The following is a 14894-nucleotide window of genomic DNA, read 5'->3' as shown; positions in this document are numbered from 1 at the left end:
TACGGGACGGCCACGGTCGTGAACTGTCCGGGATACGACATAAATTTCATTTATTCCGCCATGGCGGTCAGTCGCCGGCCGGCAGGGACAGGCGTGCCTGCACGGCGGGCAGCGCCGGGGCGCCGTCGTGCGTGGCGACGCCCTCCAGCCAGCCATGCCAGGCGTCGGGGTGCGTCCGCAGCCAGCGTCGGGCGACCAGCGGCGGCGGCACGTGGTCGCGCTGGATCGCCAGCATCATCATGTTCTCGTCCGGGATCGTGAAGCGGATCTGCGCCAGCAGCCGCGCCGCGTTGGGGCAGTCGGTGCGGTAGCCGCGGCGGATCACGGTATTGACGCTCGTCCCGCCATCGGGGCCGAAGACCTTGTCGCCGCCGGTCAGGTAGCGGATCGCGAAGCGCAGGTTCATGGGATGCGGCTCCCACGCCAGGAACAGGATCGGCCGGTGGCTCAGGATGCTGCGGTCGACCTGGCTGAGCATGCCCTGTTCGCTGCTTTCGACCAGGCGGAAACGGCCGAGATGGAACTGGTCCCGGCGGATCATCTCCAGCACCAGCCCGTTGCCGTCATTGCCGGCTTCCAGGCCGAAGATCATATGGCCCAGGCGTCCCCCCCAGGCTGCGATGTCGCCATAGTCGCGCAGGCCCGCCTTCCACGTATAGTCGGGCACGGCCAGCGTGTAGTGCGCACCCGACAGGTTGGTCGCCAGCCGCTCCACCGAGCCGTCGGCCAGGAACGGCGCGATCGGCGTGCTGCCGGTGGGCTCCCAGTTGCTCAGAAACGCATCCACCCGCCGGTCGCGCATCGCCACATAGGTCATGACCAGCGGCAACAGCGGCGTCTGGGGGGCATAGCCCAGCGCGTCGAACAGCGTCGCGGTGACCGCCGTCACGGCCTCGGCATCCGTCCAGCCCACATTGGACAGGCGGATGGGCACGCAGGCCGCCGGATCGCCGGGCATCCAGGCCGCCACGGCAGGCATGGCAAGAAGAGGCATGGCGATAAGATCGATCGCTGCGAACAGAGCGGCGACCCGGCCGACGATGCTTCTGGGCATCCAGCTATAACTCCCTCGCTGACTGGCGGAAGGCCAGCAGGGACATCATGTCCGTCCCCATTCGCCATTCACCCGAATGTTTGCGTCGCGGAATAGTTTGGTTTCGACATGAGGGAGCGTTTCATGGGGGCCGGACCGCTTTTATGCGGGCCGCGCGACATGCCGCGTATTCCATCGCCTGCCCGTCGGTCCTACAAATCTACGGGCAAATCCACGGGCCGGATCGTGCGGATGTCGTTCCGCGCCAGGTCCGGATCGATGCCCGCCCTGCGATGTGCGGCCACTGCGGAGAGTTGGAGTTTGATAAACCCGCTTTCGTTCGAAATCTGCCGCGCCGGGCGCCTGGCCGAAATCATCGACGACCTGGCCCGGCTCCGGATCGCCATATTCCGCGACTGGCCCTATCTCTATGACGGAGCCGACCCGGTCTATGAGCGGCGATATCTCGAGGTTTATCTGCGCAGCCCCCATGCGGCGGCCATCGTCGCGCGCGACGATGGCGGGCGGATCGTCGGCGCGTCCACCTGCCTGCCGCTGGCCGATGAAGCCGCCCCCATGCGCGCACCGTTCGAGGTCAGGGGCCAGGATCTGCGGCGGTTCTTCTATTTCGGCGAATCCGTACTGCTGCCCGCCTGTCGCGGCCGGGGCGCCGGGGTCCGCTTCTTCGCGCTGCGCGAGGAGGCGGCGCGCGCCGCCGGTGCCGATTTCGCCGTATTCTGCGCGGTCCACCGTCCGCCGGACCACCCGGCCCGGCCCGCCGGCTGGGTGCCGCTGGACGGATTCTGGGCCCGGCGCGGCTATGCGCGGCTGCCCGGCCTGTCCTGCACCTACCCCTGGAAGGAAGTCGGGACCGGGCACGAGGTCCCCCATCGCCTCGATTTCTGGGGCCGGGCCCTGGGCGCGGTGCCGCTGCCCGAACAGCTTCTGGAGGACAGATGAGCCAGACCTTGCGTCTCGGGGCCTATGCGTGGTCCGTGGAACGGGCGCGCACCCTGCAGGATTACGCGGCGCATCTGGACCGCGTCGTCGCGGAAGGCGCGCGCCAGGCCGATCTGCTGCTGCTGCCGGAATATGCCTGCATGGAGGCCGCGTCCGCGATGACGGACCAGCCCGATCCCACGGCGGAATTGCGGGCGGTCTGCCGGCACAGCGATGCCCTTCTGGACATCATGGTCGCAACGGCGAGACGCCACCGTGTCTGGCTGATGCCCGGCACCCTGCCGCGTCCCGAACCCGGTTTCGTCCGCAACCGGGCGCCGCTGATCGCGCCCGACGGACGGGTGGCATTCCAGGACAAGCATGTCATGACCCGTTTCGAGACCGAAGCCTGGGGCGTGCGGGCCGGCGATCCGCCGGGGGTGTTCCAAACCCCCTGGGGGTTGATCGGCACGGCGATCTGCTACGATTCCGAATTCCCGATGCTGACCCGCGCGCAGATCGAGGCCGGGGCGTGGCTGATCCTGGTGCCGACCTGCACCGATACGATGCACGGGTTCAACCGCGTCCGCGTGTCGGCCCAGGCGCGGGCCCTGGAAAACCAGTGCTTCGTCGCGCTGGCGCCGACGGTCGGCGACGCGCCGTGGCTCCAGACCCTCGACGCGAATTGCGGCCGCGCCGCGATCTACGGTCCGATGGACCGGGGCTTCCCGCCCGACGGCATCATCGCGCAGGGCGCGATGAATACCGCGTCCTGGGCCTTCGCCACGCTCGACCCCGCCGCCCTGGACGCGGTACGCCGGGACGGGGCGGTGCGCAACTGCCGCGACTGGCCCGTCCATGTGCCGCCCGCCGCCATCCATTCCTTTGTCTGAAACCCCGCATCGGAGCCCGCCATGTCCGTCGAAACCGCGCGAACGCTGATCGAAACCTATTACCGTACCTTCAATTCCGGCGACCGGGAGGCTTTCCTGGCCCTGCTCACCGACGATGTCGTGCACGACATCAACCAGGGCGGCAGCGAGATCGGGGTGGCGCCGTTCCGCGCCTTCCTGCACCGCATGGATAGCTGCTACCGCGAGGACATCCGCGACGTGGTGGTCATGGTCAATGAAGACGGCAGCCGCGCGGCCGCGGAATTCGTCGTCCACGGCACGTATCTCAGCACCGATGACGGCCTGCCCGAAGCGCACGGCCAGGGCTACGTGCTGCCGGCGGGGGCGTTCTTCACCCTGCGGGACGGCAAGGTCGCCCGGATCTCGAATTTCTACAACCTGCCGGAATGGACGCGCCAGGTTACGGGGAAATAGCGCGGGACAGGCATGGGGTTTCTGCGACGAGCGACACTTGGACGGAACGGCGTTGAACGCCGCTGAATGAAGGCCACACGGATGATCGCACCGGAACGATGGATTACGGAACACAAGATTCCCGTCGGCACCGCGATGGCGGCGGTGATCGACGTCATCCGGCATTACGGGCTGGGCGTCTTCGACGCGATCAGCGACGTGGTCGGCGCCTGCGCGGACGGCCTGACCACGCTGCTGCTGGATATGCCGCCTTTGCTGCTGGTCGCGGCGGCGGTCGCCGGGGCGTGGTTCCTGCGTCGGTCGTGGGCATTGGTGGCGCTGATCGCGCTGGGGCTGCTGTTCATCATCAACCAGGGCTATTGGAACGAGACGATGGCGACGCTGTCGCTGATCCTGTTCTCGACCCTGTGCTGCATGGCGATCGGCGTGCCGCTGGGGGTGGCCGGCGCCCATCATCCCCGGCTGGCGCGGGTGCTGCACCCGATCCTCGACCTGATGCAGACATTGCCGACATTCGTCTATCTGATCCCGACGCTGATCCTATTCGGCCTGGGCACCGTACCGGGCATGATCTCGACCATCATCTTCGCCTTGCCCGCGCCGATCCGCATGACGCAGATGGGCATCGCGCGCGTGCCGCGCGCGTTGATCGAGGCCGGCGAGGCGTTCGGGGCCACCGAGCGGCAGATTCTATGGAAGATCGAGCTGCCCGCCGCCCTGCCGATGATCCAGGCCGGACTGACGCAATGCATCATGCTCAGCCTGTCCATGGTCGTGATCGCGGCACTGGTCGGGGCAGGGGGACTGGGTGTACCGGTGGTGCGCGCGCTGAATACCGTGCAGGTCGATGTCGGCTTCGAATCCGGTTTCGTCATCGTGCTCCTCGCCATCATGCTCGATCGCCTTTGCCGCGCGAAGGATTCCGCATCATGAGCGAGACGGCGAATGCGGCGCTGGAATTCCGCAACATCGATATCCTGTTCGACCGCAGCGGCCGGCGCGGCGCGATCGAGGCGGCGCTGGCACGGCTGGACGCCGGCGAAACGCGCGAGGAAATCGGCCGCGCCCTGAAGGTGACGGTGGGCGTGGCGGGCGCCAGCCTCGCGGTGGCGCGGGGCGAGATCAGCGTGCTGATGGGGCTGTCGGGGTCGGGTAAATCCACCCTGCTGCGCGCGGCCAATCGCTTGAACCGGCCCGTGCGCGGCGAGGTCCGCATCGGCAACGGCTCGGCCTGGCTCGATATCGCGCGTTGCGACGCCGATACGCTGCGCGAACTGCGCAAGACGCGCATCGCCATGGTATTCCAGCAGTTCGGCTTGCTGCCCTGGCGCAGCGTGCGCGACAATGTGGGGTTCGGACTGGAACTGCGCGGCCTGGCCCCGTCGATCCGGCGAGAGATCGTCGAGGAAAAGCTGGCGCTGGTCGGCCTGTCGAACTGGGCCGATGCCCAGGTCCACGAATTGTCGGGCGGCATGCAGCAACGTGTGGGCCTGGCCCGCGCCTTTGCCACGGATGCCGATATCCTGCTGATGGATGAGCCGTTTTCCGCGCTCGACCCGCTCATCCGCCGAAAATTGCAGGACGAGCTGATGGATTTGCAGAAACGGCTGAAGAAGACGATCCTGTTCGTCAGCCACGATATCGATGAGGCGCTGAAGATCGGCAGCCGCATTACGATCATGCGCGAGGGGCGCATCATTCAGACTGGAACGCCCAACGACATCGCCCTGCGTCCGGTCAACGACTATGTGGCGGAATTCATCCGCCACATGAATCCGCTGCCGACCATTTTGGCGTCGACAGTCATGCGACGCTTTCGGGATCTGCCCCTGCGGCCCGACGGGATGCTGGACGGGGGCACTATCGCAATCGCCCCGAACACGATGACGGCACACGTCGCCGGCCAGGACATGCCGCTCAAGGCGTCCAAGGACTGGCAGCACGGATCGCTCTGCGTCGTATCGGCGCAAATGAGCCTGGGCGAGATCATCGCCCTGCGGCAGCGCAGCGGTTTTCCCGTCCTGGTGGAGGAAGACGGGCAATTGATCGGATTGTGCGACGACGCCGATATTCTCCAGGCCTTGTCCGGAGAGCGCCGTTCAGGACCGTGATCCTGTTGTCCCGATCCCGACGTTCCGCCCGTCCCACGGGGCAGGCGATCCATCCCTGAATCAAAAACCCCCGGCTCGCGCCGGGGGCTTGGCAGTACTCCGAAGGAACGATCCGAAGACCGGCCTCCGTCATGGCATGGGGCGCGATTTCCTCTCAGAACTCCGCACGGACCGACCCGAAGAACTGGCGGGGGGCCCCCAGCAGGAACGACTGGTAATCGCCCGACAGCGGAAAGCCGTTTTCCCCCATCGTCGAGACATAGAACTGGTTGGTCAGGTTATAGATGTTGAAATCCAGTTCCACGTTCTGCACGAAGCCCAGGGAATGGGCATATTTCCCCATAGTGCCGAACCTGTAGCGCATGCCGAAATCCGCCAGCCAGTAGGACGGCACCTTGGCGTCACCCGTATAGCTCAGGTTGCGCTGCGACATGTAGGACGCATCGATATGCGCGTCGAAGCTGCGATAGGCATAGCTCAGGCTCGATTTGTACATCAGGCGCGGATAGGCGACGACCTGCGATCCCTTGGTGTAATAGGTTACGCCCTGCGACGACACGTTGCTGTCATAGGTCGAATGGTTGTAGCTGATGCTGTTGTACAGCGACACGCCACGGAACAGCCGCATCGTCAGGCCGGCATCGACGCCATTCATCGTGATGTTGCCCACATTCAGGACCGTGGAAATCGGATTCACGATATTGCCGGACGTGATCTGCTGCAGGCGATTGGAAAAATCCGTGTGATAGGCATGCAGCGTCGCGTCGAGGAAATGGTCGGAATAGCGATATCCCACCGCATAGGCCCAGTCGCTTTCGGGCTTCAGCGTCGGCCGCGCGTAATTGAAGGCAGCCTGGGTCACCGCGAACGGCGACGCGACGGTCTTGAACTGTCCCTGCGGATAGGCATGCACGTTCTCGGCCACGTCGAAATAGAGTTCATGATGCGTCAGGAAGTGCCAGTCGCCGCTGATATGGGGCAGAAAGGCCCGCGCGGTCGTCAGCGTGCCGGTCGCCGAGGCCCCCGGACCGTAAAAATTCGTATTCAGGTAACCGTCGCCGGCCCGCGACGTGTTCAGCAGCGACTTGAATCCGAAATGCAACGCGACATTCGGCAGCGGGTTATACGTATCCTGGACGAAGGCGGTAAAGGTGTTCGTATTCGTTGTCTGCCCGTAAAGCTGCATGAACGGCGCCTGGTTGGGAGAACCGATCGGGTTGACCGGCGTCCCCTGGATGACGCCATCGACCACGTTCGGTTGCGAATACCCGAACATCGTCGATACGAACTGGTTGTTCTCGTACCATACGCCCCCTTCGATATGGTTGCGGGCAACCTCGTACTGCACCGAGGACAGGATGCCGAAACGCCGGATGCTCGGCTCCTTCACCTCTTCGAACATCGGCGCCCCGGAAGGAGACGGAGAGAACGGATTGGTCCAGTGGTTGTATTGCTGCTCGCCATGTCCATAGAACGTGGTCTTCCACCGCACGCTGTCCGTCAGGCGGAAATCCCCCGTCAGTCCGCCGAAATAATCGGTCGTGGCCGACGTGCTGTCGTAATAGGCCGCGTCGGCCTTGTCGCCGATGCCGTCGAACGAGGCGGGATAATGGCCCAGCGCAGCCTGGATGGCCGCGATATAGCCACTGGGCCTGCCGTTATAGTAATTGTCGATGTAATTTCCACCATTCTTCCAGATATCGAGCGAATAGTCCTGATAGTTGAACTGCTCGTACTGGCTGAAATCGAAGAAGCTGGAAATCCGGCTGTCGTCCCCGATCGGCTGGACGAGTTTCGCGTTCACCTGCTGGAAGAACTGGTCGCCGCCCCCCTTCCATTTGTCGGTGTCGTTGCGCATGTAGGACACATAGAACTTGGTGCCGGTATGGTTCAGCGTGCCGCTGTCGAGGCGGATGAAGGTATGATACAATGCGTTGCTGCCGAAGGTCTGGGCCACCGTGCCGCCCATCCTGTTCTTCGGGTCCGAGGAATGGTACTCGATCGAGCCGCCGAGATTGTTGGTGCTGGCGACGGATTCCGCCCCCGCGCCGGTCGATACGTCCAGCCGGCCGACATTTTCCGAACTGATCGCCTGAATGGGATTGAGGCCGTTATAGTTGCGATAGGCCAGTTCACCCAGCGGAATGTCGTCCAGAGTCGTGCTGATCTGGTTCTGCAGGAACCCATGCATGTAGATCTGGGTCGACCAGGTATCGACACCCTGCGGATCGTCGGACTGGAACATCACGCCGGGTTGCTGCGCCAGGACCTTCAGCGGGTTCGTGCCCGGCACGGAACGCGCGATCGCACTGGCCCCCACCGTGATCATCGTGCCATGCGCGCGCCGGCGGGCCGAAATGGCGATATCCTCGTTCTGCGGCAGCGGCGCGCGGACGATCGCGCGTTTCGCCGCGACGGGGGTCGGGGCCGCAGCAGCGGTTTTGGCGGCCTTCCCATGGTGCCGGCCGTGCGGCGACGCCGCCTGGGCCGCATGCCCGGCCGCCAGGAGGGAAACCATGACGGTAGACGAGAACAGGACCGTGGAGAGACGCTCGCCGTAATTTTTCGCAGGTCGCCGCATGCTGCTAAGGACTCCGTGATCTATGTTCGTAACGCGGATTCTAAAAAGCATCCTTCGGAATGGAACGACCTTCGACACATTCCCCGACGAGGGCGGATCAACCCGACGCCATCATGACTCCCTCACCCTGCAAGGTTAGGAACCCGGATCACGCCCCGCATGAACGAAAGCGACACGCCTTATTTCGAATACGTCACAAGGTAGGCGCGTGCCGTCCTGTCGCAGGACTTCAAGCTCATGTCGCCTGCATCAGCGATCGCGGCATGGAAGCCATCCTAGATTCCCGGCATTCTGCGCGTCGGTTCGCGCATCACGGTCGAGATCCGGCGACATCGGGGAGCCTCTTCACCCCCGGGGACAAAGCGGTCTTGCACAGGAAAGGCAGCCTCATGCACCTTATGATCAATGAAGCGGAACAGGGCGATCGCCGGCGTTTCTTTGCCGAACCTCTTGACGAAACCGATCCGGCAGTCGCCGCGATCCTCCGTGATGAGCTGCGCCGGCAGCAGGACGGCATCGAATTGATCGCGTCGGAGAACCTGGCGTCCTTCGCGGTCCTCGAGGCCCAGGGCTCGGTCCTGACCAACAAATATGCCGAGGGCCTGCCGGGCAGGCGCTATTACGGCGGCTGCGGCGACGTGGACCGCGTCGAGACGCTGGCCATCGACCGCGTCAGGCAGCTCTTCGGCGCGGCATTCGCCAATGTGCAGCCTCATTCGGGTGCCAACGCCAACCAGGCGGCCTTCATGGCGCTGGGCAAGCCCGGCGACGTCATACTCGGCCTGAGCCTCGCGGCCGGCGGCCACCTGACGCACGGCGCGGCGCCGAACTATTCCGGCAAATGGTTCCGGTCGGTCCAGTACGGCGTTCACCCCGACACCGGCCTGCTCAATTATGACGAGGTAGAACGCCTCGCGCGCGAACACCAGCCCAGGATCATCGTCGCCGGCAGTTCGGCCTATCCGCGCATCATCGACTTCGCCCGTTTCCGCAGGATCGCGGACGCGGTCGGGGCCTACCTGATGGTCGACATGGCGCATTTTGCCGGCCTGGTCGCGGCGGGGCTCTATCCGAACCCGCTCCCGCACGCCCACATCGTCACCAGCACGACGCACAAGACCCTGCGCGGCCCGCGTGGCGGCATCATCCTGACCAACGACGCCGACCTGGCGAAGAAGGTCAATGCGGCGGTCTTCCCCGGCCTGCAGGGCGGCCCATTGATGCATGTGATCGCCGCCAAGGCGGTCGCGTTCGGCGAAGCGCTGCAGCCATCCTACGCGTCCTACCAGCGCGCCGTCGTCGAGAACGCGGCGGCCCTGGCCGACGAATTGCTCCGCCGTGGTTTCGACATCGTGACCGGGGGCACGGACAGCCACCTGGTCCTCGTCGATCTGCGCCCGAAGAAGGTGACCGGCAAGGTCGCCGACGCGGCGCTGGAGCGCGCGGGCATCACCGCCAACAAGAACGCGGTGCCGGATGATCCCGAATCCCCGTTCGTCACGTCGGGCGTGCGGCTGGGCAGCCCGGCCGCCACCGCCCGCGGCTTCGGCACCGCCGAATTCCGCGAGATCGGGCGCTTCATCGACGAAATCCTCAGCGCGCACGGCACGCCGGCCGCCCAAGAGGTCGAAAATCGCGTCAAGGCCGAGGTTCAGGCACTCTGCCGCCGTTTCCCGATCTATGATGTCGCCTATCCGGGCGCCTGAGCGCCATTTGCCGAGAGAAGCATGATCAGCCTGTTCGACCTTTTCAAAGTCGGTATCGGTCCCTCCTCGTCCCACACGGTCGGGCCCATGCGCGCCGCACAGCGCTTCGCCGCCGCGCTGGCGCCTCTCGACGGGGTGGCCCGGCTTCGGGTCACCCTCTACGGGTCGCTGGCCTGGACCGCGCAGGGCCATGCCACGGACAATGCCGTCATCCTGGGTCTGACGGGCGAAAGCCCCCAGAGCGTCGATCCCGACAAGGTGGCCGGCATCGTGGCGGATGTCGGCGCCAGCCGCAGCGTGACCATCCAGGGGCGCAGCATCGCCTTCGATCCCGCGGCGGACCTGGTCCTGGACCGCGACACCATTCCGCCCGTCCACCCCAACACCCTGCAGTTCGAGGCCCTCGACAGCGCGGGCAACCTTCTGGAGCGCGCCCGCTTCTGCTCCGTCGGCGGCGGCTTCATCGTCCGCGAGGACGCGACCGAAAGCGCGGGCTACATGCAGCCCGACGTGCCGTTCGACTTCGTCAGCGGGGCGCAGCTCCTGGACCAGACCCGGCAAAGCGGGCTGAGCATCGCCGGCATCGTCATGGCCAACGAGACCGCCCTGCGCCCGCGCGCGGAGACCGAAGCCTATCTCGACCACGTCATCGACGTGATGATGGCCTGCATCGAACGCGGGCTGAGCCATGGCGGCACCCTGCCGGGCCGATTGAAGGTGCGCCGCCGCGCCGCCGCCCTTCACGAGCGGCTGCGCGCCCAAGAGACCGTCAATGCCCGATCGGCCCACGGGATCATGGACTGGATCAGCCTGTTCGCGATTGCCGTGAACGAGGAAAACGCGGCGGGCGGACGCGTGGTCACCGCCCCCACCAACGGCGCGGCGGGCATCATTCCCGCCGTCCTGCGCTATTACCGGGATTTCTGCCCCCATGCCTCGGCCGATGCCGCCCGTCAGGGCATGCGGGACTTCCTGCTGACGGCAGCCGCGATCGGCGGCCTGTTCAAGCTCAACGCCTCGATCTCGGGCGCCGAGGTCGGCTGCCAGGGCGAAGTCGGGGTGGCGTCCTCGATGGCCGCCGCCGGCCTCGCCGCCGCCCTGGGCGCCGACCCGCTCCAGGTGGAAAACGCCGCCGAAATCGGCATGGAACACCATCTGGGCATGACCTGCGACCCGGTGGCCGGCCTGGTGCAGATCCCGTGCATCGAACGCAACGCCTTCGGCGCGGTCAAGGCCATCAACGCCGCCTCGCTCGCCATGCACGGCGACGGCACGCACCACGTCTCGCTCGACCAGGTCATCCGCACCATGGCCGAAACCGGCCGCGACATGAACCACCGCTACAAGGAAACCTCCCTCGGCGGATTGGCCGTCAACCTCCCCGAGTGCTGATTTAGAGCAGCAGGATCATGCCCGGCCGGGCCCCGGCCGGGCGGTCAGGCGCCGCCGCTGCGTTGCCGGGTCTGCCAGTCCGGCGCCTCGAAGAACGGGGCGTTAGAGGCCGGCAACGGCGGCAGGCCCCTGATGTGATCGGCGGCCTTCTCGGCGATCATGATGGTCGGGCCGTTCAGGTTGCCGTTGGTGACGCGCGGCATGATCGAGGAATCGACGACCCGCACCCCCTCGACCCCGATCACCCGCGTCTGCGGATCGACCACCGCCATCGGATCGTCCACCGCCCCGATCGCGCAGGTGCAGGAGGGATGAAGCGCGCTTTCGACGCGCTGGCGGACAAAGGCATCGATCTGTTCGTCGGTCACGCAGGCCGCGCCGGGCTGCAACTCCTCGCCCCGGAACGGGTCGAAGGCCGGCTGGGCGAAGATCTCGCGCGTCAGGCGGACGCACGCGCGCATTTCGGTCCAGTCGTCCGGATGGCTCATGTAATTGAACTGGATCTTCGGCTTCTCCGCCGGATCGGCCGAACGCAGCCGCACCCAGCCCCGGCTCTTCGAACGCATCGGCCCGACATGCGCCTGGTATCCATGGCTCCGTGCCAGGCCCTTGCCGTCATAGGTCACGGCCAGCGGCAGGAAATGGAACTGGATGTCGGGATAGCGGATGCCGGCGCGACTGCGGATGAAGCCGCAGCTTTCGAAATGGTTGGTGGCGCCCAGGCCGTCCTTGAACAGCAGCCAGCGCAGGCCGATCCGCGCGCGCGCCCAGGGGGACATCGCGGAATAGAGCGTGATCGGCTGGCGGCAGGCGACCTGGAAATAGAATTCCAGATGGTCCTGCAGGTTTTCCCCCACGCCGGGCCGGTCGGCCAGCACCGTAATCCCGTGGTCGCGCAGTTCCGCCGCCGGACCGATCCCCGACAATTTCAGAAGCTGCGGCGAATTGATCGGCCCCCCGCACAATATGACCTCGCGCCGCGCGCGGGCCTCGTGCGCCACGCCGCGACGGGTATAGGCCAGTCCCGTGGCCCGCCGGCCCTCGAACAGGATGCGCGTGGCGCGGGCATGGGTCTCCAGCGTCAGGTTGGGGCGCTTCAGCGCCGGCCGCAGATAGGCGTTCGCGGTGCTCCAGCGCCGGCCGCGACGCACCGTCATGCTCATCCGGTCGAAGCCTTCCTGACGGAATCCGTTATAGTCGCCGGTCCGGCCATATCCTGCCTGCTCGCCCGCCTTCATCCACGCATCGTGCAGCGGATTGTCCAGCGTGCCATATTGCGTGTGCAGCGGCCCGCCGCGCCCGCGATAGGAATCGTCGCCCTCCGCGCAATCCTCGGCCCGGCGGAAATAAGGCAGCACATGGCGATAGCCCCAGCCCGCCGCGCCGGCATCCTCCCATTCCTGATAGTCCAGGGCATGGCCGCGCACATAGACCATGCCGTTGATCGACGACGACCCGCCCAGCCCCTTGCCGCGCGGGGTGTGCATGCGGCGGCCGTCCAGGTGCGGTTCCGGCTCGCTTTCATAGAACCAGTTAAATCGCTTCGAATGCATCGGCATGGCAAGCGCGCTCGGCATCTGCACGATGACCGAGCGGTCGCTGCCGCCGAATTCCAGCAGCAGCACGGTGCTGCGCCCGTCCTCGGTCAGCCGGTTGGCCAGCACGCACCCGGCCGAGCCGGCACCGACGATGATATAATCATAGTCCCGCATCAGTACGGCGCCTCGATATCGCCAAGCGCCACATAGACGCTCTTGGTCTGGGTGTAGTGATCCAGCGCCGCGCGGCCATTTTCGCGCCCGAGGCCCGATTGCTTGTAGCCGCCGAAGGGCAGCTCGACCGGCGTGACGTTGTACTGGTTGATCCAGCAGGTTCCGGCCTCCAGCCGCGCGACCACCCGGTGCGCGCGGGCCAGGTCGCGGGTAAAGACGCCGGCGGCCAGGCCGAACGGGGTCGCGTTGGCGCGGGCCACGGCCTCGTCCTCGTCGGTGAAATCCAGGACCGTCATCACCGGCCCGAAGATTTCCTCCCGCACGATCGTCATGTCGTCGCGGCAGTCGGTGAACACGGTCGGTTCGACGAACGCGCCGCGGCGGAGCGCGCCGCGCATCGCGCGCCGGCCGCCGGTCAGCAGTTCGGCGCCTTCCGCCCTGCCGGCCGTGATATAGGACAGGACCTTGTGCATATGCGCGTCCGAGATCAGCGCGCCGACCTGCGTCCGCGGGTCGAGCGGATCGCCGATCGTCATCGCCGACACGCGCGCCTTCAGCCGGTCGAGGAAACGCCCGCGAATGCCCGCCTGGACAAAGACGCGCGTGGCATTGGAACAGATCTCGCCCGCTGAAAAGAAATTGCCCAGCAGCGCGGCGGACACCGCGTTTTCCACATCGGCATCGTCGAAGACGATCAGCGGCGATTTTCCGCCCAGTTCCAGCGTGACATATTTCAGGGTGGCGGCCGCATCCGCCATCACCCTGCGGCCGGTGCCGACCTCGCCGGTCAGGGATATTTTTCGGATCTGCGGCGCGCGGGTCAGCAACTGCCCGGTCTCGCGCGTGCCCTGCACGACGTTGAACACCCCGTCGGGCAATCCGGCCTCGCGGAAGATCGCCGCCAGGCGCACCGCCGTCAGCGGCGTCAGTTCGGCGGGCTTGAAGATCATCGCGTTGCCGCAGGCCAGCGCCGGCGCCGCCTTCCAGCAGGCGATCTGGATCGGATAGTTCCAGGCGCCGATCCCCGCGACGACGCCAAGCGGCTCGCGCCGTGTATAGCCGAAGGCCGCCTCGCCCAGATCGACGCTGTCGCCCGTCATCGTCGCGGCCATGGCCGCGAAATACTCCAGCGCGTCGGCGCCGGACAGGATGTCGACGCACGACGTCTCGGCGATCGGCTTGCCGGTATCCAGCGTTTCGATCCGCGCCAGCTCCGCATTGTCGCGGCGCAGCAGGTCGGCGGTCCGGCGCAGGATCCGCGCCCGTTCGGCGCCGGTCCGGGCGGCCCATTCCGCCTGCCCGCGCGCCGCGGACTCGATCGCCCGCGCCACCAGGGGCTCGCCGGCTTCCGCGATTTCGGCCAGGACCGCGCCGGTTGCCGGATTGCGGGTCTCGAACCGCGGCCCGTCGCCCATGACGGGCCGGCCGTCGATCCAGCTTGCGCACAGCCCCTCCGGTGCGCCGCGCAAAATGGCGGGGGATGCGGACGGAATCGTGTCGGCCCCGATCTGGCTGCGAAGAAAGCCAAGGACCTGCTGCCGGGCGATGCGTCCGTCGGACAGGGACGGCGCGGCCAGCGCCGCGCGCAGCCAGGTGCCGTCGATCAGCGCGGCCAGGGTGTCGGCGATGGCGCGGGCCTGGGGGCCGGGCACCAGCGCGCCGAGATCATGCCGCAGGTTCGAAAGCATGCGGGCCTGATAGGCCCGCTGGATGCGGCCCAGCGTGGGGACATGCACCGCCTGGCCCCACAGGGCCAGCCAGACCGCGACGTGGCGGGCGGTGAATTGCTCCTGCCCCAGGCAGACATCGATCAGGGCTTCCAGCCGCGCCCACGGACCGTGCGCGGCGCGCTGCGCCCGCGCGACATCGGCCGACAGCGCGGCGGCCGTGCCGCGGAACGCCAGCCCCAGCAGCGTGTCCTTGTCGCCGAAATAATGGACCAGCAGCGCGGGCGACACGCCGGCATGCCCGGCGATGCGGGCCATCGTCGCGCCGGCCAGGCCGTGCTCGACCAATATGTCCAGCGTCGCGGCCACCAGTTCCCGGCGGCGCTTCAACTCGACCGGCGTCAGATGAGAGGATTGGCTCATGA

At 66.5% G+C, this 14894-nt stretch carries 11 protein-coding genes; 7 read left to right on the top strand and 4 right to left on the bottom strand.

Translation table 11 applies throughout. The features are described 5' to 3' along the window. Positions 1–67 precede the first annotated feature (67 nt). The gene (locus tag AAC691_RS13405) at positions 68–1054 is read right to left on the bottom strand and encodes a glycine betaine ABC transporter substrate-binding protein (RefSeq protein ID WP_342627261.1); all 987 of its coding nucleotides are present in this window, start codon (positions 1052–1054) and stop codon (positions 68–70) included. Positions 1055–1354: 300 nt separating this feature from the next. On the opposite strand from AAC691_RS13405, the gene AAC691_RS13400 reads away from it, so the two are divergent. From AAC691_RS13400 to AAC691_RS13380, 5 genes are all read left to right on the top strand, one after another. After that, positions 1355–1993, top strand: coding sequence for a GNAT family N-acetyltransferase (locus tag AAC691_RS13400; protein ID WP_342627260.1), 639 nt, complete (start codon positions 1355–1357; stop codon positions 1991–1993). Then, a complete protein-coding gene (locus tag AAC691_RS13395) occupies positions 1990–2865 on the top strand; it encodes a carbon-nitrogen hydrolase family protein (RefSeq protein ID WP_342627259.1) in 876 nt (291 codons plus the stop codon). The genes AAC691_RS13400 and AAC691_RS13395 overlap by 4 nt, the downstream gene beginning before the upstream one ends. A gap of 21 nt (positions 2866–2886) precedes the next feature. Then, entirely contained in the window at positions 2887–3300 is a 414-nt protein-coding gene (locus AAC691_RS13390; protein WP_176639289.1) for a ketosteroid isomerase-related protein, read from the top strand. A 66-nt stretch (positions 3301–3366) separates the two neighbouring features. Continuing rightward, positions 3367–4233, top strand: a complete 867-nt coding sequence (gene choW, locus AAC691_RS13385; protein WP_246285405.1) for a choline ABC transporter permease subunit — start codon at positions 3367–3369, stop codon at positions 4231–4233. Next, entirely contained in the window at positions 4230–5411 is a 1182-nt protein-coding gene (locus tag AAC691_RS13380; RefSeq protein ID WP_176639290.1) for a glycine betaine/L-proline ABC transporter ATP-binding protein, read from the top strand. Before choW ends, AAC691_RS13380 begins: the two co-directional genes overlap by 4 nt. Before the next feature lie 154 nt (positions 5412–5565). On the opposite strand, the gene AAC691_RS13375 is transcribed toward AAC691_RS13380, so the two are convergent. Next, positions 5566–7992, bottom strand: coding sequence for a TonB-dependent receptor (locus AAC691_RS13375; protein WP_342627258.1), 2427 nt, complete (start codon positions 7990–7992; stop codon positions 5566–5568). 398 nt (positions 7993–8390) lie between these two features. Here AAC691_RS13375 and glyA point away from each other — a divergent pair, with 398 nt between their 5' ends. Next, positions 8391–9698, top strand: coding sequence for a serine hydroxymethyltransferase (gene glyA / locus AAC691_RS13370; RefSeq protein WP_342630217.1), 1308 nt, complete (start codon positions 8391–8393; stop codon positions 9696–9698). A 21-nt stretch (positions 9699–9719) separates the two neighbouring features. Continuing rightward, positions 9720–11090 carry an L-serine ammonia-lyase gene (locus tag AAC691_RS13365; RefSeq protein ID WP_342627257.1) on the top strand — a complete coding sequence of 457 codons (1371 nt, stop codon included), beginning with the start codon at positions 9720–9722 and terminating at the stop codon, positions 11088–11090. 44 nt (positions 11091–11134) lie between these two features. On the opposite strand, the gene betA is transcribed toward AAC691_RS13365, so the two are convergent. Both betA and betB read right to left on the bottom strand, forming a co-directional pair. Beyond that, the gene (gene betA / locus AAC691_RS13360) at positions 11135–12802 is read right to left on the bottom strand and encodes a choline dehydrogenase (RefSeq protein ID WP_408905997.1); all 1668 of its coding nucleotides are present in this window, start codon (positions 12800–12802) and stop codon (positions 11135–11137) included. Then, positions 12802–14892: a betaine-aldehyde dehydrogenase gene (gene betB / locus AAC691_RS13355; protein ID WP_342627256.1), complete on the bottom strand. Its 2091-nt coding sequence runs from the start codon at positions 14890–14892 to the stop codon at positions 12802–12804. The genes betA and betB overlap by 1 nt, the downstream gene beginning before the upstream one ends. Between the last annotated feature and the right edge of the window lie 2 nt (positions 14893–14894).

Source organism: Nguyenibacter vanlangensis (assembly GCF_038719015.1).
Lineage (GTDB): Bacteria > Pseudomonadota > Alphaproteobacteria > Acetobacterales > Acetobacteraceae > Gluconacetobacter > Gluconacetobacter vanlangensis.
Note: the sequence above shows the minus strand (reverse complement) of the source record. Positions and strands in the feature narration are given on the sequence as shown.

Excerpts from the sequence above, each read along its gene's own strand:
- AAC691_RS13365 (WP_342627257.1), top strand. The coding sequence starts at position 9,720 with ATGATCAGCCTGTTCGACCTTTTCAAAGTCGGTATCGGTCCCTCCTCG.
- AAC691_RS13380 (WP_176639290.1), top strand. The coding sequence starts at position 4,230 with ATGAGCGAGACGGCGAATGCGGCGCTGGAATTCCGCAACATCGATATC.
- AAC691_RS13405 (WP_342627261.1), bottom strand. The coding sequence starts at position 1,054 with ATGCCCAGAAGCATCGTCGGCCGGGTCGCCGCTCTGTTCGCAGCGATC.
- betB (WP_342627256.1), bottom strand. The coding sequence starts at position 14,892 with ATGAGCCAATCCTCTCATCTGACGCCGGTCGAGTTGAAGCGCCGCCGG.
- AAC691_RS13395 (WP_342627259.1), top strand. The coding sequence starts at position 1,990 with ATGAGCCAGACCTTGCGTCTCGGGGCCTATGCGTGGTCCGTGGAACGG.
- glyA (WP_342630217.1), top strand. The coding sequence starts at position 8,391 with ATGATCAATGAAGCGGAACAGGGCGATCGCCGGCGTTTCTTTGCCGAA.
- AAC691_RS13390 (WP_176639289.1), top strand. The coding sequence starts at position 2,887 with ATGTCCGTCGAAACCGCGCGAACGCTGATCGAAACCTATTACCGTACC.
- betA (WP_408905997.1), bottom strand. The coding sequence starts at position 12,802 with ATGCGGGACTATGATTATATCATCGTCGGTGCCGGCTCGGCCGGGTGC.
- choW (WP_246285405.1), top strand. The coding sequence starts at position 3,367 with ATGAAGGCCACACGGATGATCGCACCGGAACGATGGATTACGGAACAC.
- AAC691_RS13375 (WP_342627258.1), bottom strand. The coding sequence starts at position 7,992 with ATGCGGCGACCTGCGAAAAATTACGGCGAGCGTCTCTCCACGGTCCTG.